Origin of the sequence: Pseudomonas fluorescens Q2-87 (assembly GCF_000281895.1) — a bacterium.
In the GTDB taxonomy this organism is placed as follows: domain Bacteria; phylum Pseudomonadota; class Gammaproteobacteria; order Pseudomonadales; family Pseudomonadaceae; genus Aquipseudomonas; species Aquipseudomonas fluorescens_S.
Genome location: NZ_CM001558.1, coordinates 3,920,122 through 3,940,487, shown reverse-complemented (window position 1 = coordinate 3,940,487; position 20,366 = coordinate 3,920,122). Strand labels below are relative to the sequence as shown.

General features: G+C 59.8%; 20 protein-coding genes and 3 tRNA genes. 16 read left to right on the top strand and 7 right to left on the bottom strand.

Annotated elements, in window-relative coordinates:
- The first annotated feature begins 1 nt into the window (after position 1).
- The 4 genes from PFLQ2_RS10430 (at position 2) to PFLQ2_RS10445 (ending at position 6,041) form a co-directional block, all read left to right on the top strand.
- Positions 2-2,578, top strand: a complete 2,577-nt coding sequence (locus PFLQ2_RS10430; RefSeq protein ID WP_003183217.1) for a bifunctional diguanylate cyclase/phosphodiesterase — start codon at positions 2-4, stop codon at positions 2,576-2,578.
- Between the two features lie 70 nt (positions 2,579-2,648).
- Positions 2,649-3,443, top strand: a complete 795-nt coding sequence (gene xth / locus PFLQ2_RS10435; protein ID WP_003183214.1) for an exodeoxyribonuclease III — start codon at positions 2,649-2,651, stop codon at positions 3,441-3,443.
- A 116-nt stretch (positions 3,444-3,559) separates the two neighbouring features.
- Positions 3,560-4,378, top strand: coding sequence for an arylamine N-acetyltransferase family protein (locus tag PFLQ2_RS10440; RefSeq protein ID WP_003183212.1), 819 nt, complete (start codon positions 3,560-3,562; stop codon positions 4,376-4,378).
- A 142-nt stretch (positions 4,379-4,520) separates the two neighbouring features.
- A complete protein-coding gene (locus tag PFLQ2_RS10445) occupies positions 4,521-6,041 on the top strand; it encodes a nucleobase:cation symporter-2 family protein (protein ID WP_003183210.1) in 1,521 nt (506 codons plus the stop codon).
- 79 nt (positions 6,042-6,120) lie between these two features.
- Here the strand turns inward: PFLQ2_RS10445 and PFLQ2_RS10450 are convergent, their stop codons facing one another.
- Complete coding sequence (locus PFLQ2_RS10450; protein WP_003183208.1) at positions 6,121-6,471, bottom strand: hypothetical protein; 351 nt, start codon at positions 6,469-6,471, stop codon at positions 6,121-6,123.
- Positions 6,472-6,652: 181 nt separating this feature from the next.
- On the opposite strand from PFLQ2_RS10450, the gene PFLQ2_RS10455 reads away from it, so the two are divergent.
- Complete coding sequence (locus tag PFLQ2_RS10455; RefSeq protein ID WP_003183206.1) at positions 6,653-7,471, top strand: shikimate 5-dehydrogenase; 819 nt, start codon at positions 6,653-6,655, stop codon at positions 7,469-7,471.
- A 7-nt stretch (positions 7,472-7,478) separates the two neighbouring features.
- On the opposite strand, the gene PFLQ2_RS10460 is transcribed toward PFLQ2_RS10455, so the two are convergent.
- A complete protein-coding gene (locus tag PFLQ2_RS10460) occupies positions 7,479-8,129 on the bottom strand; it encodes a YceH family protein (RefSeq protein ID WP_003183204.1) in 651 nt (216 codons plus the stop codon).
- Between the two features lie 130 nt (positions 8,130-8,259).
- Between PFLQ2_RS10460 and PFLQ2_RS10465 the strand changes: the two genes are divergently transcribed.
- Positions 8,260-8,769, top strand: a complete 510-nt coding sequence (locus PFLQ2_RS10465) for a DUF1993 domain-containing protein (protein ID WP_003183203.1) — start codon at positions 8,260-8,262, stop codon at positions 8,767-8,769.
- A gap of 114 nt (positions 8,770-8,883) precedes the next feature.
- Here PFLQ2_RS10465 and sstT read toward each other — a convergent pair whose 3' ends face one another.
- Positions 8,884-10,116, bottom strand: coding sequence for a serine/threonine transporter SstT (gene sstT, locus PFLQ2_RS10470; protein ID WP_003183201.1), 1,233 nt, complete (start codon positions 10,114-10,116; stop codon positions 8,884-8,886).
- Positions 10,117-10,393: 277 nt separating this feature from the next.
- On the opposite strand from sstT, the gene PFLQ2_RS10475 reads away from it, so the two are divergent.
- The gene (locus tag PFLQ2_RS10475; protein WP_003183197.1) at positions 10,394-11,554 is read left to right on the top strand and encodes an MFS transporter; all 1,161 of its coding nucleotides are present in this window, start codon (positions 10,394-10,396) and stop codon (positions 11,552-11,554) included.
- On the opposite strand, the gene nhaR is transcribed toward PFLQ2_RS10475, so the two are convergent.
- Positions 11,551-12,447, bottom strand: coding sequence for a transcriptional activator NhaR (gene nhaR / locus PFLQ2_RS10480; protein WP_003183194.1), 897 nt, complete (start codon positions 12,445-12,447; stop codon positions 11,551-11,553). The genes PFLQ2_RS10475 and nhaR overlap by 4 nt on opposite strands.
- A gap of 138 nt (positions 12,448-12,585) precedes the next feature.
- Between nhaR and PFLQ2_RS10485 the strand changes: the two genes are divergently transcribed.
- Both PFLQ2_RS10485 and PFLQ2_RS10490 read left to right on the top strand, forming a co-directional pair.
- Positions 12,586-12,837, top strand: coding sequence for a hypothetical protein (locus tag PFLQ2_RS10485; RefSeq protein ID WP_003183192.1), 252 nt, complete (start codon positions 12,586-12,588; stop codon positions 12,835-12,837).
- 26 nt (positions 12,838-12,863) lie between these two features.
- A complete protein-coding gene (locus PFLQ2_RS10490) occupies positions 12,864-13,613 on the top strand; it encodes a TerC family protein (RefSeq protein ID WP_003183190.1) in 750 nt (249 codons plus the stop codon).
- A gap of 75 nt (positions 13,614-13,688) precedes the next feature.
- Here PFLQ2_RS10490 and PFLQ2_RS30480 read toward each other — a convergent pair whose 3' ends face one another.
- A complete protein-coding gene (locus PFLQ2_RS30480) occupies positions 13,689-13,853 on the bottom strand; it encodes a hypothetical protein (RefSeq protein WP_003183188.1) in 165 nt (54 codons plus the stop codon).
- A gap of 225 nt (positions 13,854-14,078) precedes the next feature.
- Here PFLQ2_RS30480 and PFLQ2_RS10495 point away from each other — a divergent pair, with 225 nt between their 5' ends.
- Positions 14,079-14,756 carry a hypothetical protein gene (locus PFLQ2_RS10495; protein WP_003183187.1) on the top strand — a complete coding sequence of 226 codons (678 nt, stop codon included), beginning with the start codon at positions 14,079-14,081 and terminating at the stop codon, positions 14,754-14,756.
- Positions 14,757-14,853: 97 nt separating this feature from the next.
- The gene (locus PFLQ2_RS28885; RefSeq protein WP_003183184.1) at positions 14,854-15,051 is read left to right on the top strand and encodes a DUF6021 family protein; all 198 of its coding nucleotides are present in this window, start codon (positions 14,854-14,856) and stop codon (positions 15,049-15,051) included.
- 44 nt (positions 15,052-15,095) lie between these two features.
- Here PFLQ2_RS28885 and pbpG read toward each other — a convergent pair whose 3' ends face one another.
- Complete coding sequence (gene pbpG / locus PFLQ2_RS10500; RefSeq protein ID WP_003183183.1) at positions 15,096-16,034, bottom strand: D-alanyl-D-alanine endopeptidase; 939 nt, start codon at positions 16,032-16,034, stop codon at positions 15,096-15,098.
- Positions 16,035-16,351: 317 nt separating this feature from the next.
- Complete coding sequence (gene folD / locus PFLQ2_RS10505) at positions 16,352-17,206, bottom strand: bifunctional methylenetetrahydrofolate dehydrogenase/methenyltetrahydrofolate cyclohydrolase FolD (protein WP_003183181.1); 855 nt, start codon at positions 17,204-17,206, stop codon at positions 16,352-16,354.
- Between the two features lie 281 nt (positions 17,207-17,487).
- Here folD and PFLQ2_RS10510 point away from each other — a divergent pair.
- From PFLQ2_RS10510 to clpP, 5 genes are all read left to right on the top strand, one after another.
- A tRNA-Arg gene (locus PFLQ2_RS10510) sits at positions 17,488-17,564 on the top strand.
- A 40-nt stretch (positions 17,565-17,604) separates the two neighbouring features.
- Positions 17,605-17,680: transfer RNA gene (locus PFLQ2_RS10515), tRNA-His, on the top strand.
- A gap of 58 nt (positions 17,681-17,738) precedes the next feature.
- A tRNA-Leu gene (locus PFLQ2_RS10520) sits at positions 17,739-17,823 on the top strand.
- Positions 17,824-18,247: 424 nt separating this feature from the next.
- On the top strand, positions 18,248-19,558 hold the full coding sequence (gene tig, locus PFLQ2_RS10525) for a trigger factor (protein WP_003183179.1): 1,311 nt from the start codon (positions 18,248-18,250) through the stop codon (positions 19,556-19,558).
- 93 nt (positions 19,559-19,651) lie between these two features.
- A complete protein-coding gene (clpP, locus tag PFLQ2_RS10530) occupies positions 19,652-20,293 on the top strand; it encodes an ATP-dependent Clp endopeptidase proteolytic subunit ClpP (protein WP_003183177.1) in 642 nt (213 codons plus the stop codon).
- Positions 20,294-20,366 lie beyond the last annotated feature (73 nt).

Genomic DNA, 20,366 nt, shown 5'->3' with positions numbered 1-20,366 from the left:
AATGGATTCCGCTGCCGATACCCCCTCAAACACCACGCGCCACACCCCCATTACCCGTCGCCTGGTGGCGGGTGTCGCGGGACTGTTTGTCCTGGGCGTCCTGGTAGCCGTTTTCGCGCTGTTCAACATCGCCCATAAGCTGGACGAAGAAGACGTGCGTAAAACCCTTTTCTACACCGAGCGCGCCCTCGACAATCGCATCACTGCCTCAAAAAACTACATCGCCAGTTACGCCTATTGGACCACCGCCTATGACCACCTCAACGGCGAAGTCGATGTGCAGTGGGCCTATGCCGAACAGAATATGGGCAAGACCCTGTTCACCAATGACGAATATGAGGGTGTGTTTGTCATTGACCGGCAGCGCACCAAGTACACGGTTGTGCGGGGCAGGTATGTCCAGGCCGACGCGGCGGCCTACATGGACACGCCGTTGGAGGATCTGGTACAGCACCTGCAAGGGCAGCCCGACCTGACGGTGCCGGCGATCCGCTACACACTGTTCGAAGGCTGGCCGGCTGTCGTCACGGCTTCGGTGATACTGCCCAATGACGAGCGCCCCCAGGTAAAGCCCGAAGGTACCTCGGTCCTGCTGTTTGTCGATCAACTGACCCCCGTCAAGTTGCGCAAGCTGGGCAAGAGCTACGGCCTCACCGACTTGAATCTCAAGAAGGACACCGAGCTGGAACCGGGCCAGCCCGCCGTGCCGCTCGACAGCACTGGCTACAGTTTGGTGTCCCGGCTGGAACGGCCCGGCCAGCAATTGCTCTGGTCCCTGGTGCCGGTGCTGGGTGGCGCTCTGTTGGTCCTGGCTTTGTTGACCGCCTATTTTTTTCGCTACGCCCTGCGCACGGCTCGGCACGTGGATGCCAGCTACGACAGCTTGGAGACGTCCACCCGCGCCCTTGAGGCCAGCGAAGAACGCTTTCGGGCTGTGGCTGAGGCCGCCTCCGACTGGATCTGGGAAGTCGACGACGAACGACGCATCACTTATCTGTCGGGACGCTTCAATACCGTTACGGGATATTCCCACCAGCAATGGCTGGGACAAGACCTTGAGCAACTGTTGTATTGCGACACCACGCCGATTGCCCTGTGGCTGAGCAAGTTGACGCTGGAGCAGAGCACCAGTCACTTGCGCTGTTCCTACCGCGAGCATTCCGGGCAATTGCGCTTCTGTCGGGTGTCGGCGCGGCCGATCTACGATAAGGGCGCGGTGGCGGGGTATCGCGGCACTGCCAGCGATATCACCGATGAGGTGGCGGCCCATGCCCAGGTCCAGCATCTATCGCTGCACGATGCGTTGACGGGCCTGCCGAACCGCAACAAATTGGCGCGCTACCTGGATGATGCTTTGTTGGCCAAGGAGCATTCCGCGCCGTTGGCCCTGTTGATGGTGGACCTGGACAACTTCAAGCCAATCAACGATTCGCTCGGCCATCCAGCGGGCGATGCGGTGCTGCTGGAGGTCGCCCAGCGGCTGCGCGACAGCACTCGCGAGCACGATCTGGTGGCACGGCTGGGCGGTGACGAATTCGTGGTGGTGCTCAAGGGGGTCGAGCACAGCACCGAGATCGACCGATTCTGCGCGCGGTTGATCGACAGCTTGCAGCAACCGATCCCTTATGAGACTCACTCCTTGCACATCGGCGCCAGCATCGGCATCGCCGTGAGCCGTCGCCAGGGGTACGTGCCAGGCGAACTGATTCGCTGCGCCGACATCGCCTTGTACCAGGCCAAATCCGAGGGCAAGAAGACCTGGTGCTATTTCGCCCCGCAAATGAACGATCAGATCCAGCACCGGCGGCAAATGGAAAGCGACTTGCGCCAAGCGGTGAAGCGAAACGAATTCGTCCTGCATTTCCAGCCGCGCTACAAGGTCGATGGCCAGGCGATCGTGGCCGTCGAAGCGTTGGTTCGCTGGCAACATCCGACCCAAGGCCTGTTGGGCCCCGACACCTTTATTCCGCTGGCGGAGCAGACCGACCTGATCGTGCCGCTTTCGCAATGGGTATTGCGCGAGGCTTGCGAAACCGCGCTGACCTGGCCGGGGGAACTGATGGTGTCGGTCAACCTGTCGCCGGCGCAATTCGAGCGCAGCGATGTGGTGGAAGATGTTCGCCAGGTGCTGATCGACACGCGCTTTCCAGCGAGCCGTCTGGAACTGGAAATCACCGAAAACGTCATGCTTAACGATGTGGACGGTGCGCTCCAGGTCATGAATGCCCTGAAGGAATTGGGCGTGCGCTTGAATATGGACGATTTCGGTACCGGTTATTCCTCCCTGGGTTACCTGCGCACCTACCCGTTTGATGGCATCAAGATCGACAAGCGGTTTATCGCGTCCATGAGCAACAGCAGTAACGATAGGGCGGTGGTCCAGGCGATCATCAACCTGGGCAAGGCCATGGGGTTGACCGTCACGGCGGAAGGTGTCGAAACCCAGGCCCAGCTTGGTTCGTTGGGCTCGGACCAGTGCCACGAAGTGCAGGGGTATTTCCTCAGCCGGCCGATCGACAAACAGGCGTTCGCGCGCCTGTTGGATAGTGGCCAGTCCCTGTCGAAAACCGCTTCCTGAATGCCCGTTGCAACCACCGGCGCCGGTTGCCGGTCACAGCTAGTATCCTGGCATTTCGAGTTCTGGCCCTATGAAAAACCTGAGGATCGCGACGTTCAACATCAATGGCATCCGGGCCCGGTTGCCCAATTTGCTGGAGTGGCTGGAGCGGGAGAAACCCGACATCGCCTGCTTGCAGGAACTCAAGGCGCTGGACAAGGACTTCCCGGCGGCGGAGCTAGAGTCGGCGGGGTACGGGGCGATCTGGCATGGGCAGGCGTCCTGGAATGGCGTCGCCATCCTCGCCCGCGATGCGCAACCGCTGGAGAGCCGCCGCGGCCTGCCCGGCGGGGACGACGACAGCCACAGCCGCTATCTGGAGGCGGCGGTGCATGGTGTGTTGGTGGGCTGCCTGTACCTGCCCAATGGCAATCCGCAGCCAGGCCCCAAGTTCGACTACAAACTGGACTGGTTCGAACGGCTGATCGATTACGCCCAGGCGTTGCAAGCCAGCGACCATCCTGTGGTGCTGGCCGGTGACTACAATGTGGTCCCCACCGACATGGACATCTACAACCCGCGTTCATGGCTCAAGGACGCGTTGTTGCAACCTGAAAGCCGTGCGTGCTACCAGCGATTGCTGGACCAGGGCTGGACCGATTCGCTGCGCCACCTCTATCCGGATGAACGGATCTACACCTTCTGGGATTATTTTCGCCAGCATTGGCAAAAGAACTCCGGACTGCGGATTGACCACCTGCTACTAAACCCGGCGGCCAGTCCGTACCTGAGCGAGGCGGGCGTCGACGCCTGGGTCAGGAACCAGCCGCACCCCAGCGACCATGCGCCCACTTGGATCCGGCTGGCGTCGCGAAAACGCCGGTGAGGGGCCCCAGCGTCGTGGCGGGCGGTTGTCTCTGAAAAAGGAATGCCTTATACCTGGCGCCCAACGGCAGCGCGCTTGCCTTGAGCCCTGCGCCGCACCAGGAAAAGGACACCCTCATGAGCCAACCCCGACTGAGCGATACGGGTCGATATCTGCGACGGCTGGGCTTTGACAAGCCGCCAGCCCCGACCCTTGATACGTTGCGTCAACTGCAATGGCGCCACACCGCCGAATTTCCTTTCGAGACCCTCGCGACGCTACTGCGTCAACCGGTGCCCATCGACCTCGAATCGGTGGAGCGCAAGGTGCTCGAGCAAGGGCGAGGCGGCTACTGCTATGAACTCAATCAATTATTCCTGACGCTGTTGCTGGAACTGGGCTTCGACGCCCGAAGCATCTCCGGACGCGTGGTAATGAATGCCGGGGAAGGCGCCTGGCCCGCCCGGACCCACCGGCTCAGCCTGGTGACGTTCGGCGATGTGCGTTACATCACTGACGTCGGTTTCGGCGGCATGGTGCCCACCGCGCCGCTGCTGCTGGACAGCCGCGATACCCAGGCGACCCCCCATGAACCGTACCGCATCGACCTCAACGAGGACGGTTATATGCTGCGCGCCAACGTTGCTGGGGAGTGGCGAGCGATGTATCTGTTCGACCTGCAACGCCAGGAGGACATCGACTACACCGTCGGCAACTGGTACGTCAGCACTCACCCTGAATCGCCATTCATGGGGCGGTTGATGGTGGCTCGCACCGGGGACGGCTTGCGCAAGACCCTTAACGGCAACAGTTATGCGGTGCACCGGATAGGGCAGGAGAGCGAGCGACGGGTGGTCACCGACGCCGATGGATTGATCGACCTGCTGGAAAAAGAGTTCGACCTGACAGTACCACCGCGCGAGCTACTGCGGCCCGCGTTGGCAGGGCTGCTTTAACGGCTGGAACGGGGCTTTTTGGCTGCGCGGTGCGGTTCAGTTGGACGCGTGCATGGCAACAAGTTGTATACAACTATATGGACATTTGTCGTGAGTTTTGAATACAGTGTGCGCATAACAAAAAACAGGGAATCCCCGAACCATGAAAACGCCCCATGTTTCACTCCCACGGCCCGAGGACGAAAACCTCGGCGTCGGCGCGAATATGGCTTACGGCCTGCAGCATGTGTTGACCATGTACGGTGGCATCGTCGCGGTGCCGTTGATCATCGGCCAGGCGGCCGGGCTTTCGCCGGCGGACATCGGCCTGTTGATTGCGGCGTCATTGTTTGCGGGAGGCCTGGCGACGTTATTGCAAACCCTTGGCCTGCCGTTTTTCGGCTGTCAGTTGCCGTTGGTGCAGGGCGTATCGTTTTCGGGCGTCGCGACCATGGTGGCGATTGTCGGCAGCGGTGGAGAAGGGGGCTTTCAAGCCATTCTTGGCGCGGTCATCGCCGCGTCCCTGATAGGCTTGCTGATTACCCCGGTGTTCTCGCGTATTACCCGATTTTTTCCGCCGCTGGTGACCGGCATCGTCATCACCACCATCGGCCTGACCCTGATGCCGGTAGCGGCGCGCTGGGCCATGGGTGGCAACAGCCACGCCAGCGATTTTGGCAGCATGGCCAATATTGGCCTGGCGGCGGTGACCCTGGTGTTGGTGCTGGTGCTGAGCAAGATGGGCAGTGCGACGATTTCCCGGCTTTCGATCCTGCTGGCGATGGTCATCGGTACGATTATCGCCGTATTCCTTGGCATGGCGGATTTCTCCTCGGTCAGCCAGGGACCGATGTTCGGCTTCCCCACACCCTTTCACTTCGGCATGCCGACCTTCCACATCGCCGCGATTCTGTCGATGTGCATCGTGATCATGGTGACCCTGGTGGAGACCTCTGCCGACATCCTGGCGGTGGGTGAGATCATCGGCACCAAAGTCGACTCACGGCGCCTGGGTAACGGCCTGCGCGCCGACATGCTGTCGAGCATGATCGCGCCGATCTTCGGTTCCTTCACTCAAAGTGCCTTTGCCCAGAACGTCGGGCTGGTGGCGGTGACCGGCATCAAGAGCCGTTTCGTGGTGGCGACCGGCGGGGTGTTCCTGGTAGTGCTCGGTCTGTTGCCATTCATGGGCCGGGTGATCGCCGCCGTGCCGACTTCTGTGCTGGGCGGCGCCGGTATCGTGCTGTTCGGCACCGTTGCCGCCAGCGGCATCCGTACGCTGTCGAAGGTCGATTACCGTAACAACGTCAATCTGATCATCGTCGCCACTTCCATCGGTTTCGGCATGATTCCCATCGCGGCCCCGAATTTCTATGACCATTTCCCGAGTTGGTTCGCGACCATCTTCCACTCCGGAATCAGCTCCTCGGCCATCATGGCGATCGTGCTGAACCTGGCCTTCAACCACTTCACTACGGGCAACTCGGACCAGCAGTCGGTCTTTGCCGCCGGCACCGAACGGGTGTTGCGTTACCAGGACCTGGCGGCCCTGCGCGAAGGTGACTATTTCAGTGATGGCAAGCTGCATGACTGCGATGGCAACGAAGTGCCGGTGGTGGCCGAGCCCTCCCAAGCCTCAGCCGAGCATGGACCGGCGCGATTGAAAAGCAGCGAGCACTTCTGATTGAGCCGCTGACTGCGCCGCAAAAAAACAGCCTGTGATCCTCGATCACAGGCTGTTTTTTTATAGCCTCAGCGGCTGATTACCAGCGGCCGTAATGACCACGGGGCGGGCCGTAGTAATAGCCACGTGGTGGCCCGTAATACACCGGTGCTGGGCGATAGTAAATCGGTTGTTCTACATACACCGGCTGCGGCTGGTAGTAGACCGGCGGCGGTTGCTGCACGTACACCGGTTGTGGCTGCACGTAGACCGGTTGTTGGACGTACACCGGCCGATCACGGTTGATGAAGGCCGAGCCGACGATGGCTGAACCGACGATGGCGCCAAACACTGCGGGCCCCTCCCAACCACCACGACCGTGGGCGGATGCCTGGCCGGTGACCGTGAGTGCCCCCAGCAGCAGGGCAATGATGGGAAGTTTACGATTCATGTGTTGTTCCTCGTTCCGGCCCCGGCGCCTGTGGTCTGCAACAGACCCGATGAGGGTCGCGGGGATACTTGCTCTGACAGCGATTTTCCCAGGATTTGCGACGCCGTTGGGTAAATATTGTGTAAGGTCTGCCGGGACGGTGATCCCGTCTGTCCGAAAAGAGAATGCAAAGGAGACCCGCGTGCAGATCAATCCGAACAAAGACACCCAATTGTGCATGTCGCTATCGGGACGCCCCGGAAATTTCGGCCTGCGTTTTCATAACCATTTGTATGAGCAACTGGGCCTGAATTTCTATTACAAGGCATTCAGCAGCCAAGACCTGCCTGGCGCAGTCAGGGGAATTCGCGCCCTGGGCATTCGCGGCTGTGGGGTGTCGATGCCGTTCAAGGAGGCTTGTATAGCCCTGATGGACGAGCTTGACCCTTCCGCCGCGGCCATCCAGTCCATCAATACCATCGTCAACACCCAGGGCCATTTAAAGGCTTACAACACCGACTACATCGCCGTTGCGCAGCTATTGCAGAGCCATGCCGTGCCCAAGGACTCGACCTTTGCCCTGCGCGGCAGCGGGGGCATGGCCAAGGCCGTGGCCAGCGCCTTGCGCGACGGTGGGTACAAAAACGGTTTGATCGTTGCCCGCAATGAAACCACCGGGCGCGCCCTGGCCGAGTCCCTGGGCTATGAGTGGCAAGCCGAACTGGGGGGTCGGCGGCCGCAGATGCTGATCAACGTCACGCCGATCGGCATGACCGGCGGCCCCGAAGCCGACCAGTTGGCATTCGATGCCGAGACCATCGCGGCGGCCGAGACCGTGTTCGATGTCGTGGCGATTCCGTCGCAAACGCCATTGATCGTGCGTGCCCAGGCTGAGGACAAGCGGGTCATCACCGGGCTGGAAGTCATTGCGATCCAGGCCCTGGAGCAGTTCGTGCTGTATACCGGCGTGCGGCCCAACCTGGAGCAGTTCGAAAAAGCCGTGGCCTTCGCCCGGTCCTGATCGGCGGTTATTCCAGGCGCGCCAAACGCTCTTCCAGTGCTGCGATCCGCGCTTCGAGCTCTTCAATGCGCTCCAGCGACACGCCACCGCTGCCGACGCTACGGTCGGCCGGCTGATGACGGGCGGCAAGAATGGCTTCGATGTCCGCCGGATCGCCCATCGCGTGTACATAGCGGTCTTCGCGCTGGCCGGCCTGGCGCGGCACCAGCAATGCCAGGCCACGGGCGATCAGGCGTTCAAGCTGATGCACCACTTGTTCGGCATCTTCGAAGTCGTGCATCCGACCGCTGCGGGTCAGCAGCTCGTTGACCGTTTGCGGGCCGCGCAGGAACAGCAAACCCATCAGGATCACCTGGGCCGGCACCAACTCCAGGGCTTTGTCGACCCGATGTTCCCAACGGTCGGCGCGGCTACCCATCACCAGTCTGGTAAAGCCGCGACCTTCCAGCGCCCGCAGGCTCTGGCCGACCTGGCCGGGGTTGAGGTTCGTCACCGGTTCACGGCTGGTTTTCTGGTTGCAGGCCAGTACCAGCGCGTTCAGCGTCAGCGGGTAGGTTTCGGGGTTGGTGGCCTGTTTCTCGACCAGCGCGCCGAGGATGCGAATTTCCGTGCTGTTGAGCCGTGGTTCTTCAGCCTGATGTTGTTCTTCGATGCTCATCGCGCGTTCCCTATGCTGTGGAAGCCGCCTAGCCTAATCCTTGCGCAATAAAAGACAAGCGGTGCAGCAGCCGTGGCTATAATCGCGCCACGTTTGTTTTGTCCTCTTTTCCCACCTGCATGAGATCGCCATGACTATTTCCCTGTACGCCGCTTCCATCCCGGTCTTCAAACAAATGCTCAACGCCCTGAGCGACGTCCTGAACAAGGCCGAAGCCCACGCCAGCGCGAAAAACATCGAGCCGAACGCTCTGCTGCAAGCCCGTCTGTTCCCGGACATGTTCCCGCTGGTGCGGCAGGTGCAGATCGCCGTGGACTTCGCCAAAGGTGTATCCGCACGCCTGGCCGAGATCGAAGTGCCGAAATACGACGACAGCGAAACCACATTCGCTGACCTGCAAGCCTTGATCGCCAAGGTATTGGCCTTCATCGACGGCATCAGCCCGGCGCAGATCGATGGCAAGGAAAACATTGAAATCGTGACCCGTCCGGGCACGCCGAAGGAAAAACGCTTCACCGGTCAAAACTACCTGCTGACCTACGGTCTGCCGCAGTTCTTCTTCCACGTCACCACCACCTATGCCTTGCTGCGCCACAACGGCGTGGAAGTGGGCAAGCGCGATTACATGGGCGCGTTCTAAACCCGCAGGCATGAAAAAGCCCGGGACGGTGTGAGCCGTTCCCGGGCTTTTTTGTGGCTGTCTGGTTAACTTCTAGGGGATTTGATACCGCTATCGCGAACAGACGACGCGCTTTTAAGCGGTACGCGCGTGCTTTTCTTCCTCACCCAGGCACCCGGCCGCGGTGAACAGCACATCCGTCGACGAATTCAACGCGGTCTCCGCCGAATCCTGCAAGACGCCAATGATGAAGCCCACCGCGACCACCTGCATGGCGACTTCGCTGGGGATCCCGAACAGGCTGCAGGCCAGGGGAATCAGCAGCAGCGAGCCGCCCGCCACGCCGGATGCGCCGCAGGCGCAAATGGCCGCGACGACGCTCAACAACACGGCCGTCGGCACATCCACCGCGATACCCAGGGTGTGCACAGCGGCCAGGGTCAGCACGGTGATGGTGATCGCGGCGCCTGCCATGTTGATGGTCGCACCCAGTGGGATCGACACCGAGTAGGTGTCTTCATGCAGGCCCAGGCGCTTGCTCAGTTCCAGGTTCACCGGAATGTTCGCCGCCGAACTGCGGGTGAAAAACGCCGTGATGCCACTTTCGCGCAAGCAGGTAAACACTAGCGGGAACGGGTTGCGACGCAACTTCCAGAACACGATGAGCGGATTCACCACCAGGGCAACGAATAGCATGCAGCCAATCAAGACCGTGAGCAGGTGCAGGTAGCCCAGCAAGGCACCGAAGCCGGACGTGGCCAGGGTCGATGCCACCAGGCCGAAAATCCCCAGCGGCGCGAAGCTGATCACCAGGCGCACGATCACGGTCACGCCGTTGGACAGGTCGCCGAGCACGGTGCGTGTGGTTTCGCCGGCATGGCGAATGGCGATGCCCATACCAATGGCCCAGGCCAGGATGCCGATGAAATTACCCTCCATCAGTGCCCGGACCGGGTTGTCCACCACACTGAGCAACAGGCTCTGCAGCACCTCGCCGATGCCGCCGGGCGCGGTGACGGCGACATCCTGGGTCGACAGCACGAGGCTGGAGGGAAACAGCGTACTGGCAACCACCGCGACCACCGCTGCGGCGAAAGTGCCCAGCAGGTAAAGGAACAGGATCGGTCGGATGTGGGTTTCCTGGCCGTGCTTGTGGTTGGCGATCGACGCCATCACCAGTACGAACACCAGGATCGGCGCGACGGCCTTGAGCGCGGACACGAAGACCTTGCCAATGAACGCGGTGGACTTGGCCAGGTCGGGCGCCAGCCATGCCAGGACGATACCAGCAATCAGACCAATGATGATTCGCGTCACCAGGCTGGTGCGCTTGAGGCGTTGCAAAGGGGTAACGGACGAAGCTGTCATAGCGGCATCTCTGATTTTATTGTGTACGACGGTCGACGAGTCAGGGCAACAAGCGGGCAGGCCACATGAGCGGACCGAGGGAAAGTACGGGGTTTGCAGGCCGCGGACTTTATCACAGGCCGAGGAAAAATCTGACGGACCTGTGACGATCCGTCACCCGGTGTGCATGCGCGTTTGTCTGGTGGGCGCATTCTGTTAGGCTTTGCCCTATCAACTTTCCATTCCGCCAGCGAGCCTTCGGGCTAACGCTGGTGTCGTCGTTTTGCTGGAGTTCTGCATGTTGTTACCCATTTTCCTGCTGTCGGCCGCCGGTTTTACCGTGCTGACCACGGAATTCGTCATCGTCGGCCTGTTGCCATCCATCGCTCGCGACCTGCACGTCACCATTCCCCAAGCGGGGCTGCTGGTGACGCTGTTTGCGTTTACGGTGGCGGCGTTCGGGCCATTCCTGACGGCCTGGTTCGCCCGTTTCGAGCGACGCAAGTTGTTTATCAGCGTGCTGGTGATGTTCGGCCTGGCCAACCTGCTGGCGACGTTCGCCCCCAACATCTGGGTGATGGCCATTGCCCGCTTGATACCGGCCCTGGGGTTGCCGGTGTTCTGGGCCCTGGCCAGTGAAACGGCGGTGGACATTGTCGGGCCTGAGTACGCTGGGCGCGCCATCGCCCGGATCGGCTTCGGCATCGTTTGTGCGACGGTGTTCGGTATTCCGGTAGGGACATTGATTTCCGATGCGTTTGGCTGGCGCAGCGCCTTTGCGATCCTGGCGGTCATCGCCTTCGCCAAGGCGTTGTTGCTGTTTATCTACCTGCCTAAAACCAACCTGCACCAGCAGCAGGTGAGCTTGCGTTCGCAGTTCAAGATCCTGCGCAGCCCGCTGATGCAGGGGCATGTGCTGTTATCGATCCTGGTCTTCAGCGGCATGTTCACGGCCTACACCTATCTAGCGGATATTCTTGAGCGCCTTGCCGGTTTCGACGGCACGTTGGTGGGCTGGTGCCTGATGGGCTTCGGCGCCGTCGGGCTGCTGGGCAATTCGTTGGGCGGTCGTGCGGTGGACAAGCACCCGTTGATCGCGTCGATGGTGTTTTGCCTGTTCCTGATCGGCGGCGTGGTGGCGTTGGTGCCGAGCATTCATTCGCCCCTCGCGCTGGCGGCGGCGATGGGTATCTGGGGCGTGACCCAGGCTGCGTTGTTCCTGGTCAGCCACGTGCGGTTGATGAAGGCGGCCCCGCAAGCCCCGGCGTTTGCTGCATCGTTGAACATTGCCGGGGCCAACCTGGGGATTGGCCTGGGCGCGATGGTCGGTGGTCGGGTCATCGATACGCTGGGGCTGGGCAGCGTCGGGTTTGCGGCGGCCGGTTTCATCTTCGTATCGATTCTGCTGGCGTTGCTGTTGATGACCTTCAAGCCTCGCGCGGCTTGCACCGATGCCTAAACGCTGAACAGCTCGCGTCGAGCGCCCTCGGCAATCGCAACGATGCCCGGGTGGCTGACCTTGCGTTCCACGGAAATGGCGTAGAAGGATTCGCTGACCGCGTCGGTCTGGCCGATCACCTGCACGCCATATTGGCGCTTTACCTCGTCGGCGATCACGCTCGGGCCAATGAAAATCCCGCTGCCTGATTGGCCGAAGGCCTGCATCAACGCGCTGTCGTCGAACTCGCCGACGATGCGCGGTTGGATTTGTTGCTCGGCGAACCAGCGCTGCAAGCGGCTGCGCACGACGGTCTCGGGCCCCGGGATCAGCAATGGGGCATCGTGCAGACCATGGGGGAAATCCGTCCCGTAGCGCTCGGCCAGGGCGGCGGTGGCGAAAAAGCTGATCCCACATTCCCCCAGCTTCTGGCTATAACCCTTGATGTCCAGATGAGTGGGCATCGGGCTGTCGGAAATCACCAGGTCCAGACGCTGGATCGCCAGGTCCGCCAGCAGTCTTTCGAGCTTGTCCTCGCGACAAGTGATGCGCAGCGGTTCAGTCAATTCCATGGTCGGCGCCAGCAGCCGATAGACGATGGACTTGGGCACCACGTCTGCCACCCCAACCCGAAACAGGGTTTGCTGCTCGTTGGGCTGGGCCCGCAGCATCAGTTCCAGCTCGCCCCCGAGCTGAAACATATGTTCGGCGTAGGGCAAGGTCTGGCGGCCGGCCTCGGTCAGTTCCAGTTGGCGCCCGACGCGGCGAAACAATTTGATGTTATAGGTTTGCTCGAACAGGGAGATCTGTCCGCTGATGGTTTGTGGGGTCAGGTTCAGCTGCTCGCACGCCCGCACAATGCTGCCTGTTTTCGCCACGACCCAGAAGTAATGCAGTTGTCGGTAATTGAGCATGGTATCACTTGAGTTCGTAAAAACCGAAGTATAGCCGCTGAAAATACGAATTTTCCTGAAGTATTAGGCTCTCTAGAATGCCTCGCCATTGGTGTGCCACCCTCGTGCGCCTTCTCATTCTTCAAGAGGCATCGACTCATGACATACAAATCCCTTGGGCTGACGGCTTTACTGATGGTGTCTTCCCTGACACTGGCAGGCTGCGAGCAGGCCGAAAAAAGCGCCCAACAACTGATGGGACAAGCTGCCGAAACCGCCAAGCAGGCCATCGACGATACCCACAAGGCGGCCGAGCAGGCCTTGAGCGAAGCCACTGGCGGGTTGATCAGCCCGAAGAAAGAGCCGGCGGACGAAGCTGACCAAACACAAGCCCCTACCAAAACCATCTAACTCGGCACATCAGTCAGGACTGACCCATGGATTATCTTTTACAGCTCGCCGCCAGCCCCACCGCGTGGATCGCCTTGGCTACCTTGGTTGTCATGGAAATCGTGCTCGGCATCGATAACCTCATTTTCATTTCGATTCTGACCAACAAATTGCCCGAACAGCATCGCGCCAAGGCCCGGCGAATCGGTATCGGCATGGCCCTGATCCTGCGCCTGGGCTTGCTGAGCACTATCGCCTTTATCGTCCAGTTGACTGAGCCGGTCTTCGAGATCCTTGGCCAGGCGTTCTCCTGGAAGGACATGATCCTGATCGCCGGCGGCCTGTTCCTGCTGTGGAAAGCCACCACGGAAATCCACCACAGCATGGACCCTGCGCCGAACGATCCGAAATCGGCCACGTCTGGCGTGACGTTGGGTTTTGCCGCTGCGATCGGGCAGATCCTGATGCTGGACTTGGTGTTCTCCATCGACAGCATCATCACGGCCGTGGGCATGACCGAGCACTTGCCGATCATGATCATCGCCGTGGTGATCTCGGTGCTGGTGATGTTGTTGGCAGCCGAGCCGTTGGCCAAGTTCATCAATGACAACCCGACGGTGGTCATGTTGGCCCTGGGCTTCCTGATCATGATCGGTATGACACTGATCGCCGAAGGCTTCGGCGCCCATGTGCCCAAGGGCTATATCTATGCGGCCATGGCGTTCTCGGCGGCGATCGAGGTGCTGAATATGATGTCCCGTCGTGCCCGGCAAAAGGCATCGTCCGAACAAGCCTGATTCAAGGCGCGCGCAAACCGTCCGGGTTCGAGCCCGGGCGGTTTTTTTTGTCTGGTTTTTCTGCGTGGCTGGCTGTCAGTGGGCGGCGGCGTGACGACGGGTGGTTTTCTCGGCTTTTCCCGGCTGTGCAGACGGCGCGTGATGATGGCGGCGAGCAACGCGCAGCACGCCCCACAGCATGGCAGTCGCTACGCTTAGCCCGCCGAATATCAGCATCAGAATTGTCGTGGTCAGGCTCATCGGCGCCTCCTTCTGCCCCGGCTCAGGGGCCATGCACTCGGTACAATGGACAGTCTAGTCGCTCAAGTGTTGCAGGCAGTCGATCGTTGGCGCTTGGCCATGGACCGCTTGGTTCTATCGCAACGTCGCAACTGCGGTTTAAGGCTATACCCAGGCGTGTGGGCGCCTTATGATCGACGGCCCAAGCCTGGCCCGGATATCGGGTTCCTGAACAAGAGAGTCATCATGTTGCCGGTAATTTCCTCTTTTCGATCACTGGTATTGGCCACGGCCTGTTTCGCGGCCCTCGCTGGTTGCGCGGGCGGCGTGTCACCGCAGATCCAGCGCCTGCCCGAACGAGTGGAGCTCAACAGCGTGCCGTTCTTCCGTGGCGAACTGTATCAGGGCGCGCCGCAGTCCCTGGCCGCCTTGCTGACGTTGCAGGGCACCGTGATCACGCCGGGGTTGCTGGAAAAACCGTTGCACCTGCCGGGGGGCGAAGCGGCGTTGCAGCAAAACATGCAGACCCTGGTGCGCGAGTACGGCCTGGTGGTGTACCCCCTCGACGGCAGACTGCCCGCACTGTTGGAGCAGGTCGCGGCGGGCTATCCCGTGTTGGTGCGCTATATCGACGGTTCGGTATTCTGGGCAGAACCGCGATACGGGATCCTCGCGGGCTACAACCGTCAGAAACAGACGGTCTTGCTGCGCTCAGGCATGAACCGGCGGCAGTTGATGAGCTTCAGTGCTTTCGAATCGGCCTTCAAGAGCGCGGGTGGTTGGGCGGTGCTGGCCCAACGGCCCACCGAGCTTCCGGCCAGTGTCGACTCGCAGCGCTGGCTCAAAGCGGCTGCCGATTTGGCCGGGGCAGGGCAGGAACAAGCCGCGGCGCGGGCGACCAAGGCCCTGGGCGCCGCACACTGACGCCAGTCCCGTTCGTCACTTGCCGGGCACGCCCGGCCATGCCTGGGCTCTTATCGTCAGGGTACGGAATTTCCCGACCGTGATCGAGGAGGCATGCATGGCACAGTCCAAAACACCTACGGGGCCACATTCATCAGAGCATTCTTCAGGAGATGACCTGGGCTTCGATCCGGACTCGCCGGATCTTGATGATCCCCAGGTCGATCCGGTAGGGCCGGCCAAGGCACCGCTGGACGAGAAAAAAGAGCAGGAGAAACCCAAGTCGTATGATCCGCTGGGAGATCTCAAGCACTGAGCAAAAAAAGCCCCGACAAATCGGGGCTCTTTTTTTGAAGCGGATTATTTGGACGCTTCCACCACGCCACTCTGGCGACTCTTGAGATTCTTGGCTGCTTTATATTGAAGGGCCACTGCCGGCACGTTGGTGCTTTTACCGGTTTCCATCCAACTTCGAATCCGGCTGGCATCGGCGAAGTGCGTGTACTTGCCAAAAGCATCGAGAATGACCAGCGCCATCGGGCGATCATTCATTTTTGTCACCAGCACCAGGCAATGGCCCGCTTCATTGGTAAAGCCGGTCTTGGTCAGTTGGATGTCCCAGTTGGCCTTGTGGACCAAGTGGTCGGTGTTGCGAAAACCCAGGCTGTAGACCGGTTTGCGGAAGGTCACGGTCTTTTCCTTGGTGGTACTCAGTTCGCTCAGCAGCGGATATTTGCGCGCGGCGATCAGCAGTTTGGTCAGGTCCCTGGCGGTTGAGACGTTGTGGATCGACAGGCCCGTGGGTTCGACGTAATGGGTGCTGGTCATGCCCAATGCCTTGGCCTTGGCGTTCATGGCTGCGATGAACGCTGCGTAACCGCCCGGATAATGGTGGGCGAGGCTAGCGGCGGCACGGTTTTCCGAAGACATCAAGGCAATCAGCAGCACGTCTCGGCGTGACAGTTCGCTGTTGAGTTTGACCCGGGAAAACACGCCTTTCATTTCGGGGGTGTTGGTGATGGTGATGGAAATGTATTCATCGAGGTTCTGCTTGGCGTCCAGCACGACCAGGCCGGTCATCAGCTTGGTTACGGAAGCGATGGGCACCACCACGTCTGGATTGCTCGAATAAACGACTTTGTCTGTCTGCAGGTCCAGCAGGATCGCGCTGCCCGAGGCAACTTGCAACTTCGTGGTGTCTCGTGGAGGGGCGATGGTTTCCTGCGCGCTGGACGTTTGCGTGATGAAGAGGCCCGTGAAAGCAAAGAACAGGCTGAAGATCGAAATACGGATTTTCACGCGAATAGACTCGATGAAGTTGAAGATGTCGTTCAGCGACGACTATAGAAAAAACGTCGCATTTTAGGAGTATGGGCGACAACAGCGCTACATGCCTGTACCACTGGGAGGGCTGAATAAATAAAATTTAATGCAGGCGTGATTGTGGCGAATCGAATCTGAAAAATTCGTAATGTGCGCGACTCGAATTTCCTGGCGCCAGAAGCACCTGTGGGAGCGAGCTTGTTCGCGATAGCGGTGTAGCATCCGACTTGGATGTCGGCCGGGCTACAGCTATCGCGAGCAAGCTCGCTCCCACAGGTCTTGGTTGACGCGGATCAGCTGTGCAGCGTCTCTGCCGCGTACAGTGTGTTTTCCAGCAGGCAGGCTCGGGTCATCGGGCCTACACCGCCAGGAACCGGGGTGATCCAGCCCGCGCGGGGCAGGGCGGTCTCGTAGATGACGTCGCCCACCAGTTTGCCATCCTCCTGGCGGTTGATGCCCACGTCGATGACGATGGCGCCTTCCTTGATCCACTCGCCTTTCACCAGGCCGGGCTTGCCGGCGGCCACGACCACCAGGTCCGCACGACCGACATGGCCGGCCAGGTCCTTGGTGAAGCGGTGGGTCACGGTGACGGTGCAGCCCGCCAGCAGCAGCTCCATGGCCATCGGGCGGCCAACAATGTTGGACGCGCCCACGACCACGGCGTCAAGGCCATACAGATCAACGCCAGTGCTTTCCAGCAGCGTCATGATGCCTTTGGGGGTGCAAGGGCGAAGCAGCGGGATGCGCTGGGCCAGGCGACCGACGTTATAAGGGTGGAAGCCGTCGACGTCTTTGTCCGGGCGGATGCGCTCCAACAGCTTGGAGGCGTCGAGGTGTTCAGGCAGTGGAAGCTGGAGCAGAACGCCGTCGATGTTCGGATCATCATTGAGGCGGTCGATCAGATCGGCCAACGCTTGCTGGGTGGTTTCGGAAGGCAGGTCGTAGGCCTGGGAAAGGAAGCCGACCTCTTCACAGTCTTTACGCTTGTGCGAGACATAAACCTGAGAGGCAGGATCGCTGCCGACCAGGATCACCGCAAGGCCGGGCGTGCGCAGGCCTTGCTGGCGGCGCTCGGTGACTCGTTGGGCGATCTGCTGGCGCAGGCTGGCGGCGATCGATTTGCCGTCGATAAGTTGTGCAGTCATTGCGCGTGGTTAACCATCGAGAGGGGAAAAAAAGAGAACGCATTCTCGCATGCCAGGGCGTGAGGGCAAAGGCGCTTGGTCTGCAAATTCCCCTAACCCCTTTAATTAAATGAATTTTTTTTAAAAAAGAGTTGACGACCTATCAGGCCGTCTATAACATTCGTCGCACTTGTCGGGCACAGCCTAGCACTGGTTAAGAAGGCGGAGCGGAGTTGGTTGCTTCAACTCGGTGAAACTGAAAGCACTTAGTTTGTAATCGTCCAAGAATACAGATTAAAAAGGCGCCCGTAGCTCAGCTGGATAGAGCATCCGCCTTCTAAGCGGATGGTCGCAGGTTCGAGTCCTGCCGGGTGCGCCATTAGGCAGCTTTGGCACAAGTAAGGCAACAAGGCAATATGGTGGGCGTAGCTCAGTTGGTAGAGCACGGGATTGTGACTCCCGTTGTCGTGGGTTCGATCCCCATCGTCCACCCCATATTCTAGAAAGGCGCCAGATCTAACAATCTGGCGCCTTTGCTTTAAAAGCTTGATACGCGGATGTGGTGGAATTGGTAGACACACTGGATTTAGGTTCCAGCGCCGCAAGGTGTGAGAGTTCGAGTCTCTCCGTCCGCACCATACAAGTCGCTATTTAAATAGCAGAAAACGGCGCAGTACCTGAAAGGGGCTGCGCCGTTTTTGTTTTTGATGGGTTCTGTGTTTGTCGCCAGCTCCATTTCCGGAGTGGGCACGCAGCGATCGATTCCTCACGATTGTGTTTCGTGATGATGCGCGGCATGCCCGTCGGTCTCCTTGTGGGGCCGGGAGTTTTGCGCACGCCCATAACGCTTCTATATATAGAAGCGCGGGCGCAGAGCCTTGGACTGATCAACCGTATATGCAATCCGGGCGGGGCATGCCTGTTTGCCTTGTCCGTAAATTCGGCGCCTGTTTCCTGCGCGTTTTCAGTAGGGTGACTTCTTGAGTTTGACCTACTAGAATGCATGCCCTTGATTCTGGGGTCGGAAACGCCCGGCCAACGTCTGTGCAACGAGGAATATCCATGCAAGTTTCTGTTGAAAATACTTCTGCTCTTGAGCGCCGCATGAGCATCACCGTGCCGGCTGAGCGCATCGAGACTCAGGTCAACAAGCGTCTGCAGCAGACTGCCCAAAAGGCCAAAATCCCAGGTTTCCGCCCAGGCAAAGTGCCAATGAGCGTGATCCGTCAGCGTTACGAAGCTGATGCGCGTCAGGAAGCCGTGGGCGACGTGATCCAGTCTTCGTTCTACGAAGCAGTGGTCGAGCAGAAGCTGAACCCGGCTGGCGCACCGTCCGTCGAGCCTAAAGTGCTGGAAAAAGGCAAGGACCTGGAATTCGTCGCCACGTTCGAAGTGTTCCCTGAGTTCACTGTTGCCGGCTTCGAGTCCATTGCCGTCGAGCGCCTGAGCGCCGACGTGTCGGATGCCGACCTGGACAAGATGCTGGACATCCTGCGCAAGCAGAACACCCGTTTTGAAGTGGCCGATCGTGCCGCCCAGAACGAAGATCAGCTGAACATCGATTTCGTTGGCAAAGTCGACGGCGAAGTGTTCGCTGGCGGTTCCGCCAAGGCCACCCAGCTGGTGCTGGGCTCCGGTCGCATGATCCCCGGTTTCGAAGATGGCCTGGTTGGCGCCAAGGCCGGCGAAGAGCGCGTTCTGAACGTGACCTTCCCAGAGGATTACCAGAACCTGGACCTGGCTGGCAAAGCCGCCGAGTTCACCGTGACCGTCAACAGTGTTTCCGCGCCGACGCTGCCTGAGCTGAACGAAGAGTTCTTCGCCCAGTTCGGTATCAAGGAAACCGGTCTGGAAGGTTTCCGCACCGAAGTTCGCAAGAACATGGAGCGTGAGCTGCGCCAGGCCATCAAGTCCAAGGTCAAGAACCAGGTCATGGACGGTCTGCTGGCTTCCAACCCGATCGAAGTGCCAAAGGCGCTGCTGGACAACGAAGTGAACCGTCTGCGCGTGCAGGCTGTTCAGCAGTTCGGCGGCAACATCAAGCCGGACCAACTGCCTGCCGAGCTGTTCGAAGAGCAAGCCAAGCGCCGTGTCGTGCTGGGCCTGATCGTGGCCGAAGTGGTCAAGCAGTTCGAGCTCAAGCCTGACGAAGCCCGCGTTCGTGAGCTGATCCAGGAAATGGCTTCGGCTTATCAAGAGCCTGAGCAAGTCGTGTCCTGGTACTACAAGAACGAGCAGCAACTGAACGAAGTCCGTTCGGTTGTGCTGGAAGAACAAGTTGTGGATACTGTTCTGCAGAAAGCTAGCGTGACCGATAAAGCGGTCTCTTACGAAGAAGCGGTCAAGCCGGTGGAAGCTCCACAAGCCGATTGATGGTTCTGCGGTAAGAAATAAACACCCATAAGCCAGCCTTCGTGCTGGCTTATGCGTATTCAAGACATAACTATTTGGGAGTGACTGCGAGACATGTCCCGCAATTCTTTTTATCAGCAGAGCTCTGACATCCAAGCCGCAGGCGGCCTGGTCCCGATGGTTATCGAGCAGTCCGCCCGTGGCGAACGTGCCTATGACATCTACTCGCGTCTGCTCAAGGAACGCGTCATCTTCCTGATCGGCCCCGTTGAAGACTACATGGCCAACCTGGTCGCGGCGCAGCTGTTGTTCCTTGAAGCGGAAAACCCGGACAAGGATATCCATCTCTACATCAACTCACCTGGCGGTTCGGTGACGGCTGGCATGTCGATCTACGACACCATGCAGTTCATCAAGCCCGACGTTTCCACCATCTGCATTGGCCAGGCCTGCAGCATGGGCGCGTTCCTGCTCGCCGGTGGCGCAGCGGGCAAGCGTCACTGCCTGCCTAACTCGCGGATGATGATTCACCAGCCATTGGGCGGCTTCCAGGGCCAGGCGTCGGATATCGATATCCATGCCAAGGAAATCCTCCATATACGTTCGCGCCTGAATTCGCTGCTGGCCCATCACACCGGCCAAAGCCTCGAAACCATTGAGCGTGATACCGAGCGTGACAACTTCATGAGCGCCGAGCGTGCAGCCGAATACGGCCTGATCGACTCTGTGATCAACAAGCGTCAAATGCCTGCCTAAGCGGCTCAGATGCAGGTGGTTGGGATGACCGGCCGCCTGCGGGCTTGAAAAAGCCCGCAATTGCCTTCATCTT

Excerpts from the sequence above, each read along its gene's own strand:
- PFLQ2_RS10430 (WP_003183217.1), top strand. The coding sequence starts at position 2 with ATGGATTCCGCTGCCGATACCCCCTCAAACACCACGCGCCACACCCCC.
- xth (WP_003183214.1), top strand. The coding sequence starts at position 2,649 with ATGAAAAACCTGAGGATCGCGACGTTCAACATCAATGGCATCCGGGCC.
- PFLQ2_RS10440 (WP_003183212.1), top strand. The coding sequence starts at position 3,560 with ATGAGCCAACCCCGACTGAGCGATACGGGTCGATATCTGCGACGGCTG.
- PFLQ2_RS10445 (WP_003183210.1), top strand. The coding sequence starts at position 4,521 with ATGAAAACGCCCCATGTTTCACTCCCACGGCCCGAGGACGAAAACCTC.
- PFLQ2_RS10450 (WP_003183208.1), bottom strand. The coding sequence starts at position 6,471 with ATGAATCGTAAACTTCCCATCATTGCCCTGCTGCTGGGGGCACTCACG.
- PFLQ2_RS10460 (WP_003183204.1), bottom strand. The coding sequence starts at position 8,129 with ATGAGCATCGAAGAACAACATCAGGCTGAAGAACCACGGCTCAACAGC.
- PFLQ2_RS10465 (WP_003183203.1), top strand. The coding sequence starts at position 8,260 with ATGACTATTTCCCTGTACGCCGCTTCCATCCCGGTCTTCAAACAAATG.
- sstT (WP_003183201.1), bottom strand. The coding sequence starts at position 10,116 with ATGACAGCTTCGTCCGTTACCCCTTTGCAACGCCTCAAGCGCACCAGC.
- PFLQ2_RS10475 (WP_003183197.1), top strand. The coding sequence starts at position 10,394 with ATGTTGTTACCCATTTTCCTGCTGTCGGCCGCCGGTTTTACCGTGCTG.
- nhaR (WP_003183194.1), bottom strand. The coding sequence starts at position 12,447 with ATGCTCAATTACCGACAACTGCATTACTTCTGGGTCGTGGCGAAAACA.
- PFLQ2_RS10485 (WP_003183192.1), top strand. The coding sequence starts at position 12,586 with ATGACATACAAATCCCTTGGGCTGACGGCTTTACTGATGGTGTCTTCC.
- PFLQ2_RS10490 (WP_003183190.1), top strand. The coding sequence starts at position 12,864 with ATGGATTATCTTTTACAGCTCGCCGCCAGCCCCACCGCGTGGATCGCC.
- PFLQ2_RS30480 (WP_003183188.1), bottom strand. The coding sequence starts at position 13,853 with ATGAGCCTGACCACGACAATTCTGATGCTGATATTCGGCGGGCTAAGC.
- PFLQ2_RS10495 (WP_003183187.1), top strand. The coding sequence starts at position 14,079 with ATGTTGCCGGTAATTTCCTCTTTTCGATCACTGGTATTGGCCACGGCC.
- PFLQ2_RS28885 (WP_003183184.1), top strand. The coding sequence starts at position 14,854 with ATGGCACAGTCCAAAACACCTACGGGGCCACATTCATCAGAGCATTCT.
- folD (WP_003183181.1), bottom strand. The coding sequence starts at position 17,206 with ATGACTGCACAACTTATCGACGGCAAATCGATCGCCGCCAGCCTGCGC.
- tig (WP_003183179.1), top strand. The coding sequence starts at position 18,248 with ATGCAAGTTTCTGTTGAAAATACTTCTGCTCTTGAGCGCCGCATGAGC.
- clpP (WP_003183177.1), top strand. The coding sequence starts at position 19,652 with ATGTCCCGCAATTCTTTTTATCAGCAGAGCTCTGACATCCAAGCCGCA.